Genomic DNA, 14201 nt, shown 5'->3' with positions numbered 1-14201 from the left:
TTTCACTTATCTATACACGCGTTCTATTCACTTTATACGCAAAATGATTCGTTGGTCCATGACCACTACCAATATTCAATGGCTCTTCAATTGCTATACTAATAAATCGTTTTGCTTCTTGAACAGCATCTTCAATTGAGTATCCTTTCGCAAGTCCTGCTGTAACCGCTGAAGCAAATGTGCACCCACTTCCGTGCGTTTGCTTTGAAGGAATTCGCTCGCTTCTAAACTCAATAAATTCTTCTCCATCAAAGAGGAAATCAATTACTTCATTACCTTGATATTCTGCATGTCCGCCCTTCATAAGCACATATTTAGCACCTAATTTGTGCAATACTTTTGCAGCTTCCTTACTATCTTCAACATTATGAATCTCCATCCCAGTTAACACTTCTGCTTCTGGAACATTCGGTGTTATAACGGTTGCTACTGGTAATAAATATTCTTTTAATGCATGAACTGCTTCTTGCTGTAATAATGATGCACCGCCTTTTGCGATCATAACGGGATCTAGCACAATATTATTCCAGCCAAATTTTTTAATTTGTTCTGCAACAATTTGAATTATTTCACTACTAAATAACATTCCTAGTTTCACTGCATCTGGTGTTAAATCCGTACCAATTGAATTCAGCTGTTCTGTAATACCTTCTAACGGAACAGGATATACCCCTTGAACGCCAAGCGTGTTTTGAGCAGTAATTGCCGTAATAGCCGTCATTCCGTATACACCAAGCTCTTGGAATGTTTTTAAATCTGCCTGAATTCCAGCACCGCCGCCGCTATCAGACCCTGCAATTGTTAAAGCTTTATTCACTTTCATCCCACTCATCCTTTTCTATCCAAAATAGCGATGATAAATCGTTTTTGCTTCGCTTATATCTTTCGTTCCATGTACGAGCACACGGCCATCTTTAAAGGCGACTAACCTCTTGTCTTCAACAGAAAATGATAGTAAATATGGATTTACATTTAAATCATTCACGCGACCTTCCAGCAACTCTTTATATTGTTCAAAATTCATTTCCTCTTTATGAGGTGGTCTAATTTGAACTGTATTTCGCCCGCATAAGACTGCTGTTTTTGATGTGTTCTCTTTATTTAAATACGGATATAATGCATTCTCTCCGCATGAAGAACAATTATGCTGGCGAAGCTTTTGCACATTCATACATGAATACTCATTCTTCCACATATCAAACGATACAAGCCCATCTCGAAGTGATTCGTAATCTTCTACTAACAGTTTAAGAGCTTCTGTTACTTGATGAGAAACGACAAGAGATACAGCAGGTGATATAATACCCGCTGTATCACATGTTGCCCCGCCAAGCGGAATCGACTGCAATAAACATGATAAACATGGTGTTTTACTAGGAATGATTGTGTAAGAAAGACCGTAACTACCTACACATGCACCGTAAATCCATGGAATAGAATATTTTTGTGCTATATCATTCACAATAAAGCGTGTTTCGAAATTATCAGTCGCATCAATAATTACATCAACGTTTGTAACAAGTTCTTCTAGCTCTTCAGCTGTTACATCTTGAACGAGAGCTTTTATTGTTACATCGCTATTAATCTCTTCTAAACGTTTTTTAGCCGCTATAGCTTTTGGGAGATTATTCTTTACGTCGCTCTCTGCATACAATTGTTGTCTTTGTAAATTACTCCAATCTACATAATCACGGTCAACAATTGTTATCTTGCCAACACCCGCTCTTACAAACATCTCTGCATTTGCACTACCTAATGCACCTGCACCGATAATAAGTACATGCTTTTTTCTTATCTTTTGCTGCCCTTCTGCTCCAATTGGAGAAAATAGTTCTTGGCGAGAATATCGATTATTCAACTACGCTCATTCCTTCTAAAGGACTACTTGCAGTTGCACAGCGCTTACGTGCAATACGACCTGCTTCAAATCCTAAACGTCCTGCTTCAATACTTAGTTTCATTGCCTGTGCCATTTTAATAGGATCTTTTGCTCCTGATACAGCTGTATTTAATAACACGCCATCTGCTCCTAATTCCATTGCAAATGCCGCATCAGCTGGGCTACCAATACCAGCATCAACGATAACTGGTACTGTCGCTTGTTCAATAATGAAGCCCAAATTTAATGGATTTACAATACCAAGTCCTGATCCGATTGGAGATGCTCCTGGCATAATCGCATGCACGCCAAGCTCTTGTAATTTACGTGCTAATACAACATCATCAGATGTGTACGGAAGTACGATAAATCCTTCTTCCAGTAACATTTCAGATGCCTTTAACGTTTCTACCGGATCCGGTAATAACGTTCTATCATCACCAATAACTTCTACCTTTATCATGTCACAAAGCCCAGAAGCTTTTGCTAATTTTGCAATACGAACAGCCTCTTCAGCGTTTTTTGCCCCTGCTGTATTTGGTAATAACGTATATTTTTTCACATCAAGTTTCTCTAATAAATTAGGTTGCTTTGCATCAAAGATATCCATACGACGTACTGCAAACGTTAAAATTTCAGCTTCAGAAACGTCAATTGCCTTTTGCTGTACGTCAAAATCAGGGAATTTACCTGTTCCTAATAAAAGTCTAGAATGAAATGAAAATGGTCCAATGTTCAACATAATCAACCGCCTCCTACGAAAGTTACAATCTCAATTTGGTCTCCATCAAAAACAGATGTATCTGTATGATCATCTTTTTGTAAAATATCTTTATTACGCTCTACTACAACAATTCTGTTATCTAGCTCTAAATGTGTAAGTAACTCAGCTACTGTTTTTACACTCGCTGGCACTTCAATTTGGTTACCATTAATTTTTAAATTCAAACTTCCATCCCCTTTCTAAACTCTTCTAGAAAGCAATGAATCTAGCAAATGATTCTCTTGCTTTCCTTCTATTAAATCAGCCATATATTGGCCAGAAATAGGACTTAATAAAATACCGTTCCGATAATGGCCCGTGCAAGCATATAAACCTTTTATTTCTTCATGCTCTCCCATATAAGGAGCTTCATGATTCGATTGTGGTCTTAATCCTGCCCACGCGCTTTCCCATTCTGCTTCTTTTAAAGCTGGCAATATTGTATAAGCACGCTCTAATATAGAAGTTATACTTTCTGGCTGCACAGTTTTATTGAACGTATGGTGCTTCATTGTTGCCCCAATTACGTAACGTCCACCGCGCTTTGGAGTAATGTAAAATCTTTCTTGAAAAATAGGTGCTTTTAAAAGTTGTTTTCTACTTCTTACCGCAATCACTTCTCCTTTAACTGGATATGTACCCCAATCGCGGTGAAAATAACTGAGTAACTTCGTGCTCCATGAACCTCCTGCAATAACGACTTTCTCACATGTGACAATACCTTCGCTCGTAAAAATTCCGGTCACTTTATTATTTTCAATACGAATATCAAACACTTCTGTCTGTTCATATATATCAGCACCTGACATTGCCGCAGAATGTGCGAATGCTTTCGTAAGCTCTGATGCAATAACATGACCGTCTTTCGGATAATATACTGCTCCTATAATAGATTCGGATAGATACGGCTCTTTTTCCCGCACATGGTCTCCCGTTAGAAAATAGGAATCTTCACCTGTTTTTTGCTGCCAATCCATAATGTGAAGAATTCTTTCCTTCTCATCTTCATTTTGAGCAATACGATAAATTCCTTTTTCTTCATATCCAATATCAATACCCGTCTTTTCACGTAAAACTGCTGCAAGTTGTGGAAATATAGCTCGGCTTTCTCTAGCAAGTTCAAATAGCGGATCATACGCATCCCATTCTGCCTGAACACCAAGTAGACCAGCAGCTGCTTTTGAAGCTTCCGATGCAATTCTTTGCTTCTCTACAATCGCTACTTTATGTCCTCTTTCTGCTAGAAAATGTGCAACTGAACTACCAATTACACCACCACCAATAATCGCTACATCATACTTCTCACACATGTTTTTCCGCCCACTTTCTTATTGATTCCTTATAAGATTTCGCTTTGCTATACGGGTCACTACTACTTACAATTCCGGACATAACTGCTATACCGCTTACACCATTAGTAAGGACATCCACTGCGTTTTCTGGAGTAATTCCTCCAATTGCTGTAATCGGTATAGATAAACACCTTGCAATGTCAGAAATTTCTTCAAGCCCTCTCGCTGGCACACCTTTTTTACAATCTGTCGGAAATACATGACCATAAACGAGTGAATCCGCTCCATTTTTAAATGCTACTATCGCTTCATCTAGCGAATGCACAGAATAACCGACATGCAAATACGAAAACTTTTCTTTCACTGACTTTACATCTGTGCTTCGATACCCTAGTTGAACACGAGAAATATTTAATAAAATTGCAATATCAATTCGATCATTTATGACAATTTTAGAAGCCGGAAAGCCTTCCATTAAAAGACTTTCCACACCTTCATATAACTCCTTCGTACTCTTCTCACGCTCACGAATATGCAAATAATCAATCTCACTCTCAATTTGCATCGCTACATTCACTAACTCTTCGAATGGCATATGGCCATTTGAGATTACGTGGAGCTCATTTTTCATATTCATTCGCCTACTTTAAAATATTTTCGAATAGTTCATCGGCTGGAACGGTTTCTTTCGTCATTCCTTTGTCCTTCAGCCATTTATTTTGTTTCTCCCAAGATTCTTTTGAATCTGATAAAAATGGCTCATCTTTCGTTTCCATCTTCTCTAATAAAATTTTCATACTTTCCTTTTCAACTTCTGGCACAAGTGGGAAGTTTTCTTTTTCTTGATGATTTAATAAAATATTCAATGCTTCATCTGGGTTTTTCTTCATGAAATCATAGCCTTTTTTCGTACCACGTAAGAAAGCTTGCAACGCTTCTTTATCTTTTTTCAACGTTTTATCACCTGTTACAAACACAAGTTCATGATAGTTCGGTACTCCATAATCAGCTGGATTAAAGTAAGCTGGTTCATGGCCTTCATGACGCATAACCGGTACTTCATGATTAATGTATGCCCCTGTTACCGCATCCACTTTTTTCGTAATTAAGGCTGGTACTAAATCAAATCCAACATCAACTACTTTCACTGTATCAGGATTACCACCAGCTTCTTTTACCATCGTTTTTAAATACATCTCACTTAAAGGTGTTCCAGAATATCCTACTGTTTTTCCTTCTAAATCTTTCGGTGATTGAATACCCGCTGATTTCAGCGATACGACATGATTTAATGGTGAACGTACGACAGCCCCAATTGATTTCACTGGAATTTGCTCATTTGCTCTTGCCATAACAACATCTGGCTGATAATACAAGCCAACTGTCACCTTCCCTGCTGCTGCCAATGTTAATGGATCAGTCGGATTAGAAGGGAATTTAATATTTACCTTTACACCTTCTTCTTTAAAGTATCCTTTTTCAATTGCTGCATAGATAAAACTATGTACCGCATTTGGATACCAATCTAACATGACTGTTATTTCTTTCTCTTTTTTACTTTTGTCTGATGCTGAATTACTCGAGCATCCTGCAATCATTGCAATTAATAATGTAAATACAAAGATGCGCTTTAAAAATTTCATGAATGCTTCCTCCAACTAATGAATTTCTTTTCTAATATGGAAATAAGTACGACGAAGAAAATAGCTAATAATGATAACAATACAATGGGTGCAAATACGCCAGCTCCATCTAACTGCGTCATCATTCTCTTACTGAAATATCCAAGCCCAGCTTGTGCACCGAGCCATTCTCCAATTGCTGCTCCGATAACACTAAGCGGAACTGCAATTTTTAAAGCTGAGAAAAAATAAGGAAGAGCAGACGGCAACTTTAATTTAAGAAAAATATCTCTTTTCGTTGCTCCATATGTAACTAAGAGCTCCTCCCATTCTTTTTTCGTACTACGCAGTCCATCATACGTATTGACCGCAATCGGGAAAAACGTAATTAAAACTGTGACAACAACCTTACTCCAAATTGTGTATCCAAACCATAAAACAAATAGCGGAGCAAGCGCAGTAATCGGAATCGTTTGTGAAGCAACTAATAATGGATAAAATGCTCTTTCCATCCATGTACTCGCATTCATTAACATCGCTAGCCCTACACCTAATACGATAGAAATAACAACACCTATTAAAACGACGTATAACGTTGCAGGTAAATGAACCGTAAATAATATGTCTTTTAGTTTCCATATCTTCATTACAATCGCAGACGGTGACGGTAAAATGTACATCTCATCTACAATTCTTGCTCCTATTTCCCACACAGCTAGTAAAATACTAGAAAGTGTAATAGCAGGAACTAATTCTTTCAATCGGTTCATCACACAAGTACCTGCCTTTGTAACATACTAAGAAGCTCATCTTTCAGCGCTAATACTTCCGGTTTATATAAATCTTTTCGTGTTCTGTTATGATCAAGTGGTACAATCCGCTCAGTCAAAGTCGTTATCGGCTGCTGTTCCACTACTAAAACTCGGTTCGAAAGAAATAACGCTTCTTCAACATCATGAGTAATGAATAAAATTGTTTTTTCCCACTCTTGCCATTGTTCAAACAGCCATTCTTGCAAAGAGGCCTTCGTTAAAGCATCTAACGCGCTAAACGGTTCATCTAATAACAATATCTCCCCGCCCGTTAACAAAGTTCGGATAAAAGATACGCGTTGCCTCATACCACCAGATAAATCTTTCGGATGTTTTGTCTCATATCCTTGTAAACCAAATTTATATAACAGTTCCTTTGCCTTTACTTGTGCTTCTTTCTTCTGTACACCTTGGCACTCTAGCGGCAGAGCAGCATTCTCAATAATTGTTCTCCACGGCAAAAGCATATCTTTTTGCGGCATATATCCTACAGGATGGTGCTTTGTTTCTGTCAGTTCTATCTTTCCAGTACTTACCTTCTCTAGGCCTGTAATAAGGCGAAATAAAGTACTTTTCCCACATCCACTCGGTCCGATAATACTGACAAACTCTTTCTCATGTATAGAAGCATTTAATTCATGGATGATTGGTTTCTCATCGTAATGAAAAGAAACATTATGAAACTGTAGTATGTTCTTGCTCCTCAAATCCCCACATCTCCTTACGATAGGACATATCCCAGAATAAATATTCAAATCGACTGGAATATAAGAAAATCTCCTCTAATCTATCTAGTTCTTTCTCAGACTTTCCAACTGCCATTTCATTTAATAAATCTATTAACCAAATACAAAGATTACCGTATTCTTCCGAACTATATCCTTGAATCCACTCACCAAAAAACTCATGATCTCTTGCTCCAGGAATATCATTTAAACGCTTTCCAATTTCCCAGTAGCTCCACATACATGGAAGAAGCGCTGCTATTAATTCTGCAAGTGTGCCATTTTGAGATACAGACATCATGTAATTTGTATAAGCTAAATTTTTAGCAGATGGTTTTGCAGACTCTATCTCCTCTATAGAAATTCCAAGTCTTTTTGCATATTGTTTATGGATTGTCATTTCGCCATTTAATATTCCATCAATTTGTTCAGCGAACTTTCCCATTACTTGTGGATTCGTTGCTTTTACAACACCAATCGCATATAATTTTGCATAATCTAGCAGATATAAATAATCTTGAATAATATAATACTGAAATTTATCTTTTTCTAACGTGCCATCTCCCATACCCACTACAAACGGATGATTATGACTCATCTCCCAAACCGGTTGCACAGTTTCTAATAATCTATCGCAAAATTTCATTTCTCTATCCCCTTTCAATATATGTATCTAAATAAAAAACCACTTCTATATATAAGAAGTGGTTACAGCAAATAAAATTATACATTTATTCGATGTTCCACTTCCCTTCGCTAGTATTACCTAGATCAGGTGTTATAAGGGTTAAGGATTATTCCTCTCTCAGCAAATCAAGCACCCCTAGTGGTTTCAATATGAAATTTTCAAATAAAAAAGCCCCGTTTCTATACGCAAAGAAACGGGGACTCATTGTTAGTGTCCGAATTGCTTCCCTACGCTAGCATAATCTAGATCAGGTAATAAAAAGGATCAAAGGCTTACGGCCTACTCTCAGCTGGCAACACCAGCTCTCCTAGCAAACTATAAAATTATCACTGTCAGTATAACACCCTAATAAGACATCATCAACTATTTTAATTTTCTTAATTATCAATAAAAAAATTAAAGTTATACAATACATACATTCTATTTTAGAAAATAAAACTCCAATTAATTGTTTAAAAAGGAATCATTATCCTCAAAAAATTTATTTTTATATTGATTTCATATTACATTTATGTGAATACACCCACTATATTATATCTTTATACTATAATAAAATTACAACTATACAACTAGAGGAGGTCTCTATTCCATGAATATGAAAGCTACTGCTTTAACAGCAACTACTGTAGCGATTGCTTCTTTACTTCCTTCTATGGGTGAAACAAATGTACAAAAAGCAAACGCTGAACAATTATCTAATGTTAAAACTGGGTATGTCAAAGTCGATCAAGTAGCATTACATACAGAAGATAACGTAAAGAGCACATCAATTGATACAATTCGCTTTAATACAAAAGTGAACATCCTTGAAACAACTAATGGTTGGTATAAAGTATCTGTTCATAATAAAGTAGGTTATGTACAAAAAGATGCTATTTTACTAAAAAACAAACTTCAATCTAATGATCAATACATCGTCAATGCTAATGCATTAAACGTTCGCTCTGAACCTAATTTAGAATCTTCCATTTTAGATGTATTACCAAATGGCAAGTTTATTACCGTTCAAGAAGATCAAGGCGAATGGTATAAAATATCACATAATGGCCAAACGGGTTACGTACAAAAAGCATTCATCTCTAATGGTTCACAACCCTTAGTAAAAGGAATCACCGTTCAAAATAATACAAAATATACTGTTGCAACACCTAATCTGAATGTACGTAGCAACACTAGTACAAGTAGCGCTCTACTCGGTTCATTACAAAACGGTACACAAGTACAAGTAGTAGAAACTGTAGGAACTTGGTATAAAATTCGTTTTGGCACAGGATACGGATATGTAGCAAAACACTATGTAGTACAAAATCAACCACAGACTAAAACAGATCAGCCTTCATCTATTCCAGCTGCTTTCAAATTCCCTGCTCAAGGAAGAATTAGCTCAACCTTTGATATACGCTGGGAACAAATGCATTATGGTATAGATATTGCTGCTCCAGGGAACGTCTCTATCCAAGCTGCTGCTGCAGGTAAAGTTGTGAAATCTTATTATTCAGCTAGCTATGGCAATGTTGTGTTCATTGCGCATCAAATCAATGGGAAATTATATACAACTGTTTATGCTCATATGAAGGATCGCACTGTACAAACTGGTGATCAAGTACAAGCTGGACAATTAGTAGGTCATATGGGCAACACAGGTCATTCATACGGGCAACATCTTCATTTTGAATTACATAATGGAGAATGGAATTTTGAAAAAACAAATGCAGTAAATCCACTGCCATATTTAGTTAGGTAAATTGTATGCCACGCAATATACCTCTTATAATTGAATACGCAGCCTTTTTAGGTTTAATCTGTTGTTTAATCATTTACAATACAAACATTGTATTTTTATCTATTATTATTGCTTTTGTTGCATTAGAAATTATGATGGAATCATTTCAAGTGCAACTAAAACAAAAAATTGCCCATATTTATAACGCTATATTTCTTTTGAGTGCTCTCATAACAAATATAATTAGTAATGGCTTTTATTTATCTACTGTATTTCCAGTATTCTTTATGGCTGTTTTATTATTTGTAGCTAGATATATTAATGTCCCTTATAACCAAAAACAAAAACAAGAACAAGAAGCTTAGAAAGAGGAGACACTGTGTACCAATCTTTCAAAGATACTCCAATAAAATACATATTGCTTTTGTATAAGAAAGCCAATACTTTTTTTGGTATACAAGGAAGTTATACTGCACAACTTCTCCTATATGGAATGTTGTTTCTTGTTTTAATCACTTTCTCCTTGTTTTACTAACAAAAAAGGATCTCACATAAACTGGAGATCCTTTTTAATTTATATTAATTTTTCATATCGAAAATATTGTTTATCCACAAGCATATTTTTCATAAATAAAGCTCAGATTATATTTTTTCTCTAAGCTCATTCGTTGTTCGTCATCGCACCAATAGAAAAGAATATCATGAATCGTTGCGTAACGCTTATTTTTAAGAAATAGCCTAAAGAATGATGGTAAACAATCATGTAATTGTATAAATATATAATTGCGTAGTGTTTCTTCTTTATATTCAATGCCCTTACAAATATACAGTAATTCTTCACAATAATATGCATGCTGTGGAACTTGTATCATCTCGAAAAATGGCACATAAGATAGTAGCTTTCCAATAAAATGACCGTATCGATCCATTACTCCTATCGTCATATGCTCCATCATTTCTTTCATTACATATAAATAATCATCTACATGTGTTGTCTTTAATGGGTCTAAGCGATCGGAAATTTGAGATAATACAGCTCTTTGACATGCTAAAACTGCCTGACTAGGTCCATAATATGATAGGAAATCTGTACACTTACGATATTTCCGTAATAAATCATGTGTATATAAATCATATACGAAAGTATTACAATACATTGCTAAACTCATCATATCACTATTTAATTGCTCTTTTGATAATGATTTCGCTCTCTTGCACATATAAAAGAATGTAAATTCCAATACTTCTTTATGAGATAATAAATGTTTACAATCGGTTATACATTTCTCATTAAATTTAACTCTATCCCAAATTTCAATATCCCTATCTGTCAATTCACCTATACGATATTTAATAATTAAATAGTTTAAAGCAACTGATTGCGTCAAAAGATCCCATGTTTCATATTCCAATGAAGTATGAACAAACTCAGCTAATCCTTGTGCTATCATAAAAGCATTTGCCTCTTCATACCAACCAATCTCTTGGCATAAGCGAAGAATACGCACTAAAGTTGGAATTTCATCTTTATGAAACTGCGGTAAATTCTTTACTTTATTCATGCCATATACGATAAATGCCGCTAAATTTTCTTCTTTATAAAATTCTTTCTCTTTCCATACTAATATAGTTCGTTCTTTCCCCTCACCTTTTGGGTGACAAGGTACAAGCAAAGAAAATAATTCAGCAAAATTATTTGGTTCTATATATGTATCTGTAACCAAATTCCAATTTGGATCGCCCTGTACAGCCTTCATATAATTCCCCTTCCCTTTTCATCTATGTAGGAAATATTAATTTATTATCGTACCACTAAAAATTAATATTGTTATATTCGAAATCTCTCATAATACTTATATCTATCAGTATATCATCTTTTCTCTTATTAAAAATGAAGAATAACAAATTTAAAAAAACTGTGGAAATTATTAACCATATCCTTATTATATAATGTCTCAGATACATCACGCTAACATATTAGTTTAATCCATATATACTAGAATAATGCATCTGAGCTTTATATATAATTTAGCTCTTTATGAGTGACCATTAAAATCTCGGTTAATTAAAGTTTCAATTTACTCTGTACGCTCTGAGATTTCGCTCAAGGCAAATCCAGCTTGATCATCTGCCGATTCCCTTATAGCTAAATCTCCTAGTGCTAACATGCCAATAAGCTGACCACTATCAACTACTGGTAACCGTCTAATTTGATACTGTGCCATTAGCTCTGTAGCTTTTTCAATAGAATCATTTGGAGAAACTGAGATAATATTTGTTGTCATTACATTTGTAATTTTATTAGATCCAGGATGTTTTTCAGCAATCCCTCGAACAACTAAATCTCGATCAGTAACAAGCCCAACAACCTGCTCATTTTCAACAACAGGAATTAACCCAACCGATTCTTCCTTCATTTTTACAGCTGCCTCATATACATTGTCTAGCGGTGTACAATGTACAATATGGGTACTCATTAAGTCTCTAACTCGTGTCATTATTTATTTCCTCCTTTTTATACATACCATAGCTTTTCCAAAATTCCTTTATTTATTTCTGGAAAGTAAAATGATAAAAAGGATCAACAAAATAAAAAAGAGCCAGCATAATGCTGACTCTTTTTTGTATGACCCGTACGGGATTCGAACCCGTGTTACCGCCGTGAAAGGGCGGTGTCTTAACCACTTGACCAACGGGCCATGGCTCCGCAGGTAGGACTCGAACCTACGACCGATCGGTTAACAGCCGATAGCTCTACCACTGAGCTACTGCGGAATAATATATGGTGGGCCTAAATGGACTCGAACCATCGACCTCACGCTTATCAGGCGTGCGCTCTAACCAGCTGAGCTATAGGCCCATATACTTTACAGGGGCAGTAGGAATCGAACCCACACTGGAGGTTTTGGAGACCTCAGTTCTACCTTTAAACTATGCCCCTAAATGATGCCGGCTAGAGGACTTGAACCCCCAACCTACTGATTACAAGTCAGTTGCTCTACCAATTGAGCTAAGCCGGCATAAAAAAAATGGTGGCTCGGGACGGAATCGAACCGCCGACACGAGGATTTTCAGTCCTCTGCTCTACCGACTGAGCTACCGAGCCAACATAAATGGCGGTCCCGACCGGGGTCGAACCGGCGATCTCCTGCGTGACAGGCAGGCATGTTAACCACTACACCACGGGACCATTTGGTTGCGGGGACAGGATTTGAACCTGCGACCTTCGGGTTATGAGCCCGACGAGCTACCGTGCTGCTCCACCCCGCGACAATATTAAATTAAAAAATGGAGGAGGTAGAGGGATTCGAACCCCCGCGCGACTCTCGCCGCCTGTCGGTTTTCAAGACCGATCCCTTCAGCCGAACTTGGGTATACCTCCATGAAGGAAAAAATAAATATTTTATTATTATATGTCTAAACCATTTTTAAAAATGGAGGAGGTAGAGGGATTCGAACCCCCGCGCGATTCTCACCGCCTGTCGGTTTTCAAGACCGATCCCTTCAGCCGAACTTGGGTATACCTCCGAGACATATATTAAATAAAGTGGAGCCTAGCGGGATCGAACCGCTGACCTCCTGCGTGCAAGGCAGGCGCTCTCCCAGCTGAGCTAAGGCCCCATGTTTTTTGGAATATCGGGAAGACAGGATTTGAACCTGCGACCCCCTGGTCCCAAACCAGGTGCTCTACCAAGCTGAGCCACTTCCCGTTAATAAAAGCGCGCCCGAGAGGAGTCGAACCCCTAACCTCTTGATCCGTAGTCAAACGCTCTATCCAATTGAGCTACGGGCGCATATGGTGCCGAGGGCGGGGGTCGAACCCGCACGGTGGTCACCCACCGCAGGATTTTAAGTCCTGTGCGTCTGCCTGTTCCGCCACCCCGGCATGTCATATTGAAAATTGGAGCGGAAGACGGGATTCGAACCCGCGACCCCAACCTTGGCAAGGTTGTATTCTACCACTGAACTACTTCCGCAAGACATGTATGAGTTATTTTATTAAAAGTGCGGGTGAAGGGAGTCGAACCCCCACGCCAAAGGCGCTAGATCCTAAGTCTAGTGCGTCTGCCAATTCCGCCACACCCGCATGTTTTATTAAAAATGGTGAGCCATGAAGGATTCGAACCTTCGACCCTCTGATTAAAAGTCAGATGCTCTACCAACTGAGCTAATGGCTCTTAATGGCTGGGCTAGCTGGATTCGAACCAGCGCATGACGGAGTCAAAGTCCGTTGCCTTACCGCTTGGCTATAGCCCATTAATTAAGAATGGTGGAGGGGGGCAGATTCGAACTGCCGAACCCGAAGGAGCGGATTTACAGTCCGCCGCGTTTAGCCACTTCGCTACCCCTCCGACATATATGGTGGAGGATGACGGGATCGAACCGCCGACCCCCTGCTTGTAAGGCAGGTGCTCTCCCAGCTGAGCTAATCCTCCATTTTGCCTGGCAACGTCCTACTCTCACAGGGACAAGGTCCCAACTACCATCGGCGCTAGAGAGCTTAACTTCCGTGTTCGGTATGGGAACGGGTGTGACCTCTCTGCCATCATTACCAGACTGTATTCATTTAAGACAAGAATCATTTTAACTCATTTACTTTTAAAAGTCAACAAGTTTTTTATATTCTTTCAAAACTAGATAACATTGCTTCATATTATATGGTTAAGTCCTCGATCTATTAGTATTCGTCAGCTCCA

Annotated in this window: 14 protein-coding genes, 20 tRNA genes, 1 rRNA gene and 2 riboswitches; of the genes, 2 read left to right on the top strand and 33 right to left on the bottom strand. The window is 37.7% G+C overall.

Translation table 11 applies throughout. The features are described from left to right. Positions 1–10 precede the first annotated feature (10 nt). From thiD to tenA, 10 genes are read right to left on the bottom strand one after another with little or no spacing between them, the layout of a single operon-like run. Complete coding sequence (gene thiD, locus ACO6VI_RS16735) at positions 11–823, bottom strand: bifunctional hydroxymethylpyrimidine kinase/phosphomethylpyrimidine kinase (RefSeq protein WP_063546492.1); 813 nt, start codon at positions 821–823, stop codon at positions 11–13. Between the two features lie 15 nt (positions 824–838). Further along, entirely contained in the window at positions 839–1858 is a 1020-nt protein-coding gene (gene thiF, locus ACO6VI_RS16730) for a thiazole biosynthesis adenylyltransferase ThiF (protein ID WP_422423679.1), read from the bottom strand. Next, complete coding sequence (gene thiG / locus ACO6VI_RS16725) at positions 1851–2621, bottom strand: thiazole synthase (protein ID WP_000931980.1); 771 nt, start codon at positions 2619–2621, stop codon at positions 1851–1853. Before thiG ends, thiF begins: the two co-directional genes overlap by 8 nt. A 2-nt stretch (positions 2622–2623) precedes the next feature. After that, a complete protein-coding gene (gene thiS, locus ACO6VI_RS16720) occupies positions 2624–2827 on the bottom strand; it encodes a sulfur carrier protein ThiS (protein WP_001049502.1) in 204 nt (67 codons plus the stop codon). A gap of 15 nt (positions 2828–2842) precedes the next feature. Beyond that, entirely contained in the window at positions 2843–3952 is a 1110-nt protein-coding gene (gene thiO, locus ACO6VI_RS16715) for a glycine oxidase ThiO (RefSeq protein WP_063546490.1), read from the bottom strand. Next, positions 3945–4565, bottom strand: coding sequence for a thiazole tautomerase TenI (tenI, locus tag ACO6VI_RS16710; RefSeq protein ID WP_063546488.1), 621 nt, complete (start codon positions 4563–4565; stop codon positions 3945–3947). Before tenI ends, thiO begins: the two co-directional genes overlap by 8 nt. Positions 4566–4575: 10 nt before the next feature. Then, a complete protein-coding gene (locus ACO6VI_RS16705) occupies positions 4576–5577 on the bottom strand; it encodes an ABC transporter substrate-binding protein (RefSeq protein WP_000670421.1) in 1002 nt (333 codons plus the stop codon). Continuing rightward, on the bottom strand, positions 5574–6326 hold the full coding sequence (locus tag ACO6VI_RS16700; RefSeq protein ID WP_001080857.1) for an ABC transporter permease: 753 nt from the start codon (positions 6324–6326) through the stop codon (positions 5574–5576). Before ACO6VI_RS16700 ends, ACO6VI_RS16705 begins: the two co-directional genes overlap by 4 nt. Then, on the bottom strand, positions 6326–7075 hold the full coding sequence (locus tag ACO6VI_RS16695; RefSeq protein WP_001256790.1) for an ABC transporter ATP-binding protein: 750 nt from the start codon (positions 7073–7075) through the stop codon (positions 6326–6328). Before ACO6VI_RS16695 ends, ACO6VI_RS16700 begins: the two co-directional genes overlap by 1 nt. Next, positions 7044–7739, bottom strand: a complete 696-nt coding sequence (gene tenA, locus ACO6VI_RS16690; protein ID WP_000666826.1) for a thiaminase II — start codon at positions 7737–7739, stop codon at positions 7044–7046. The genes ACO6VI_RS16695 and tenA overlap by 32 nt, the downstream gene beginning before the upstream one ends. Positions 7740–7824: 85 nt before the next feature. Then, positions 7825–7928, bottom strand: a riboswitch (TPP riboswitch). Positions 7929–7988: 60 nt separating this feature from the next. Beyond that, positions 7989–8100: riboswitch (TPP riboswitch) on the bottom strand. Between the two features lie 270 nt (positions 8101–8370). Here tenA and ACO6VI_RS16685 point away from each other — a divergent pair. Both ACO6VI_RS16685 and ACO6VI_RS16680 read left to right on the top strand, forming a co-directional pair. Continuing rightward, entirely contained in the window at positions 8371–9525 is a 1155-nt protein-coding gene (locus ACO6VI_RS16685; RefSeq protein WP_001056046.1) for an SH3 domain-containing protein, read from the top strand. 5 nt (positions 9526–9530) lie between these two features. After that, entirely contained in the window at positions 9531–9869 is a 339-nt protein-coding gene (locus ACO6VI_RS16680; RefSeq protein ID WP_001137818.1) for a hypothetical protein, read from the top strand. A 240-nt stretch (positions 9870–10109) separates the two neighbouring features. Here the strand turns inward: ACO6VI_RS16680 and ACO6VI_RS16675 are convergent, their stop codons facing one another. From ACO6VI_RS16675 to rrf, 23 genes are all read right to left on the bottom strand, one after another. Further along, positions 10110–11261 carry a DUF3965 domain-containing protein gene (locus ACO6VI_RS16675; protein WP_000648915.1) on the bottom strand — a complete coding sequence of 384 codons (1152 nt, stop codon included), beginning with the start codon at positions 11259–11261 and terminating at the stop codon, positions 10110–10112. 321 nt (positions 11262–11582) lie between these two features. Continuing rightward, positions 11583–12002 carry a CBS domain-containing protein gene (locus tag ACO6VI_RS16670; protein WP_000199012.1) on the bottom strand — a complete coding sequence of 140 codons (420 nt, stop codon included), beginning with the start codon at positions 12000–12002 and terminating at the stop codon, positions 11583–11585. A 129-nt stretch (positions 12003–12131) separates the two neighbouring features. Then, positions 12132–12203 (bottom strand) — tRNA-Glu (locus ACO6VI_RS16665). Between the two features lies 1 nt (position 12204). Continuing rightward, positions 12205–12279 (bottom strand) — tRNA-Asn (locus tag ACO6VI_RS16660). 8 nt (positions 12280–12287) lie between these two features. Continuing rightward, positions 12288–12364 (bottom strand) — tRNA-Ile (locus ACO6VI_RS16655). Positions 12365–12374: 10 nt separating this feature from the next. Beyond that, positions 12375–12445, bottom strand: a tRNA-Trp gene (locus ACO6VI_RS16650). 6 nt (positions 12446–12451) lie between these two features. Next, positions 12452–12524: transfer RNA gene (locus ACO6VI_RS16645), tRNA-Thr, on the bottom strand. Positions 12525–12534: 10 nt separating this feature from the next. Beyond that, positions 12535–12610 (bottom strand) — tRNA-Phe (locus ACO6VI_RS16640). 8 nt (positions 12611–12618) lie between these two features. Next, a tRNA-Asp gene (locus ACO6VI_RS16635) sits at positions 12619–12694 on the bottom strand. Positions 12695–12697: 3 nt separating this feature from the next. Further along, positions 12698–12774, bottom strand: a tRNA-Met gene (locus ACO6VI_RS16630). Positions 12775–12793: 19 nt separating this feature from the next. Next, positions 12794–12886, bottom strand: a tRNA-Ser gene (locus tag ACO6VI_RS16625). Between the two features lie 53 nt (positions 12887–12939). After that, positions 12940–13032, bottom strand: a tRNA-Ser gene (locus tag ACO6VI_RS16620). A 20-nt stretch (positions 13033–13052) separates the two neighbouring features. Then, positions 13053–13125 (bottom strand) — tRNA-Ala (locus ACO6VI_RS16615). Positions 13126–13140: 15 nt separating this feature from the next. Then, positions 13141–13214 (bottom strand) — tRNA-Pro (locus ACO6VI_RS16610). A gap of 10 nt (positions 13215–13224) precedes the next feature. Then, a tRNA-Arg gene (locus ACO6VI_RS16605) sits at positions 13225–13298 on the bottom strand. A gap of 3 nt (positions 13299–13301) precedes the next feature. Further along, positions 13302–13390, bottom strand: a tRNA-Leu gene (locus ACO6VI_RS16600). A gap of 16 nt (positions 13391–13406) precedes the next feature. Beyond that, positions 13407–13481 (bottom strand) — tRNA-Gly (locus tag ACO6VI_RS16595). A gap of 29 nt (positions 13482–13510) precedes the next feature. Beyond that, positions 13511–13591: transfer RNA gene (locus ACO6VI_RS16590), tRNA-Leu, on the bottom strand. A gap of 15 nt (positions 13592–13606) precedes the next feature. Then, positions 13607–13682: transfer RNA gene (locus tag ACO6VI_RS16585), tRNA-Lys, on the bottom strand. A gap of 4 nt (positions 13683–13686) precedes the next feature. Beyond that, positions 13687–13761: transfer RNA gene (locus tag ACO6VI_RS16580), tRNA-Gln, on the bottom strand. Between the two features lie 11 nt (positions 13762–13772). After that, positions 13773–13856: transfer RNA gene (locus tag ACO6VI_RS16575), tRNA-Tyr, on the bottom strand. Positions 13857–13864: 8 nt separating this feature from the next. Then, positions 13865–13940: transfer RNA gene (locus tag ACO6VI_RS16570), tRNA-Val, on the bottom strand. Positions 13941–13945: 5 nt separating this feature from the next. Then, positions 13946–14061: ribosomal RNA gene (gene rrf, locus ACO6VI_RS16565) — 5S ribosomal RNA — on the bottom strand. Between the last annotated feature and the right edge of the window lie 140 nt (positions 14062–14201).

Source organism: Bacillus sp. PSXD-155 (assembly GCF_049310765.1).
Classification (GTDB): domain Bacteria; phylum Bacillota; class Bacilli; order Bacillales; family Bacillaceae_G; genus Bacillus_A; species Bacillus_A cereus.
Note: the sequence above shows the minus strand (reverse complement) of the source record. Positions and strands in the feature narration are given on the sequence as shown.

Bases quoted from the DNA above. Each gene is read 5' to 3' on its own strand.
- thiD (WP_063546492.1), bottom strand. From the start codon at position 823: ATGAAAGTGAATAAAGCTTTAACAATTGCAGGGTCTGATAGCGGCGGC.
- thiG (WP_000931980.1), bottom strand. From the start codon at position 2,621: ATGTTGAACATTGGACCATTTTCATTTCATTCTAGACTTTTATTAGGA.
- thiO (WP_063546490.1), bottom strand. From the start codon at position 3,952: ATGTGTGAGAAGTATGATGTAGCGATTATTGGTGGTGGTGTAATTGGT.
- tenI (WP_063546488.1), bottom strand. From the start codon at position 4,565: ATGAAAAATGAGCTCCACGTAATCTCAAATGGCCATATGCCATTCGAA.
- ACO6VI_RS16705 (WP_000670421.1), bottom strand. From the start codon at position 5,577: ATGAAATTTTTAAAGCGCATCTTTGTATTTACATTATTAATTGCAATG.
- ACO6VI_RS16700 (WP_001080857.1), bottom strand. From the start codon at position 6,326: ATGAACCGATTGAAAGAATTAGTTCCTGCTATTACACTTTCTAGTATT.
- tenA (WP_000666826.1), bottom strand. From the start codon at position 7,739: ATGAAATTTTGCGATAGATTATTAGAAACTGTGCAACCGGTTTGGGAG.
- ACO6VI_RS16685 (WP_001056046.1), top strand. From the start codon at position 8,371: ATGAATATGAAAGCTACTGCTTTAACAGCAACTACTGTAGCGATTGCT.
- ACO6VI_RS16680 (WP_001137818.1), top strand. From the start codon at position 9,531: ATGCCACGCAATATACCTCTTATAATTGAATACGCAGCCTTTTTAGGT.
- ACO6VI_RS16675 (WP_000648915.1), bottom strand. From the start codon at position 11,261: ATGAAGGCTGTACAGGGCGATCCAAATTGGAATTTGGTTACAGATACA.
- ACO6VI_RS16670 (WP_000199012.1), bottom strand. From the start codon at position 12,002: ATGACACGAGTTAGAGACTTAATGAGTACCCATATTGTACATTGTACA.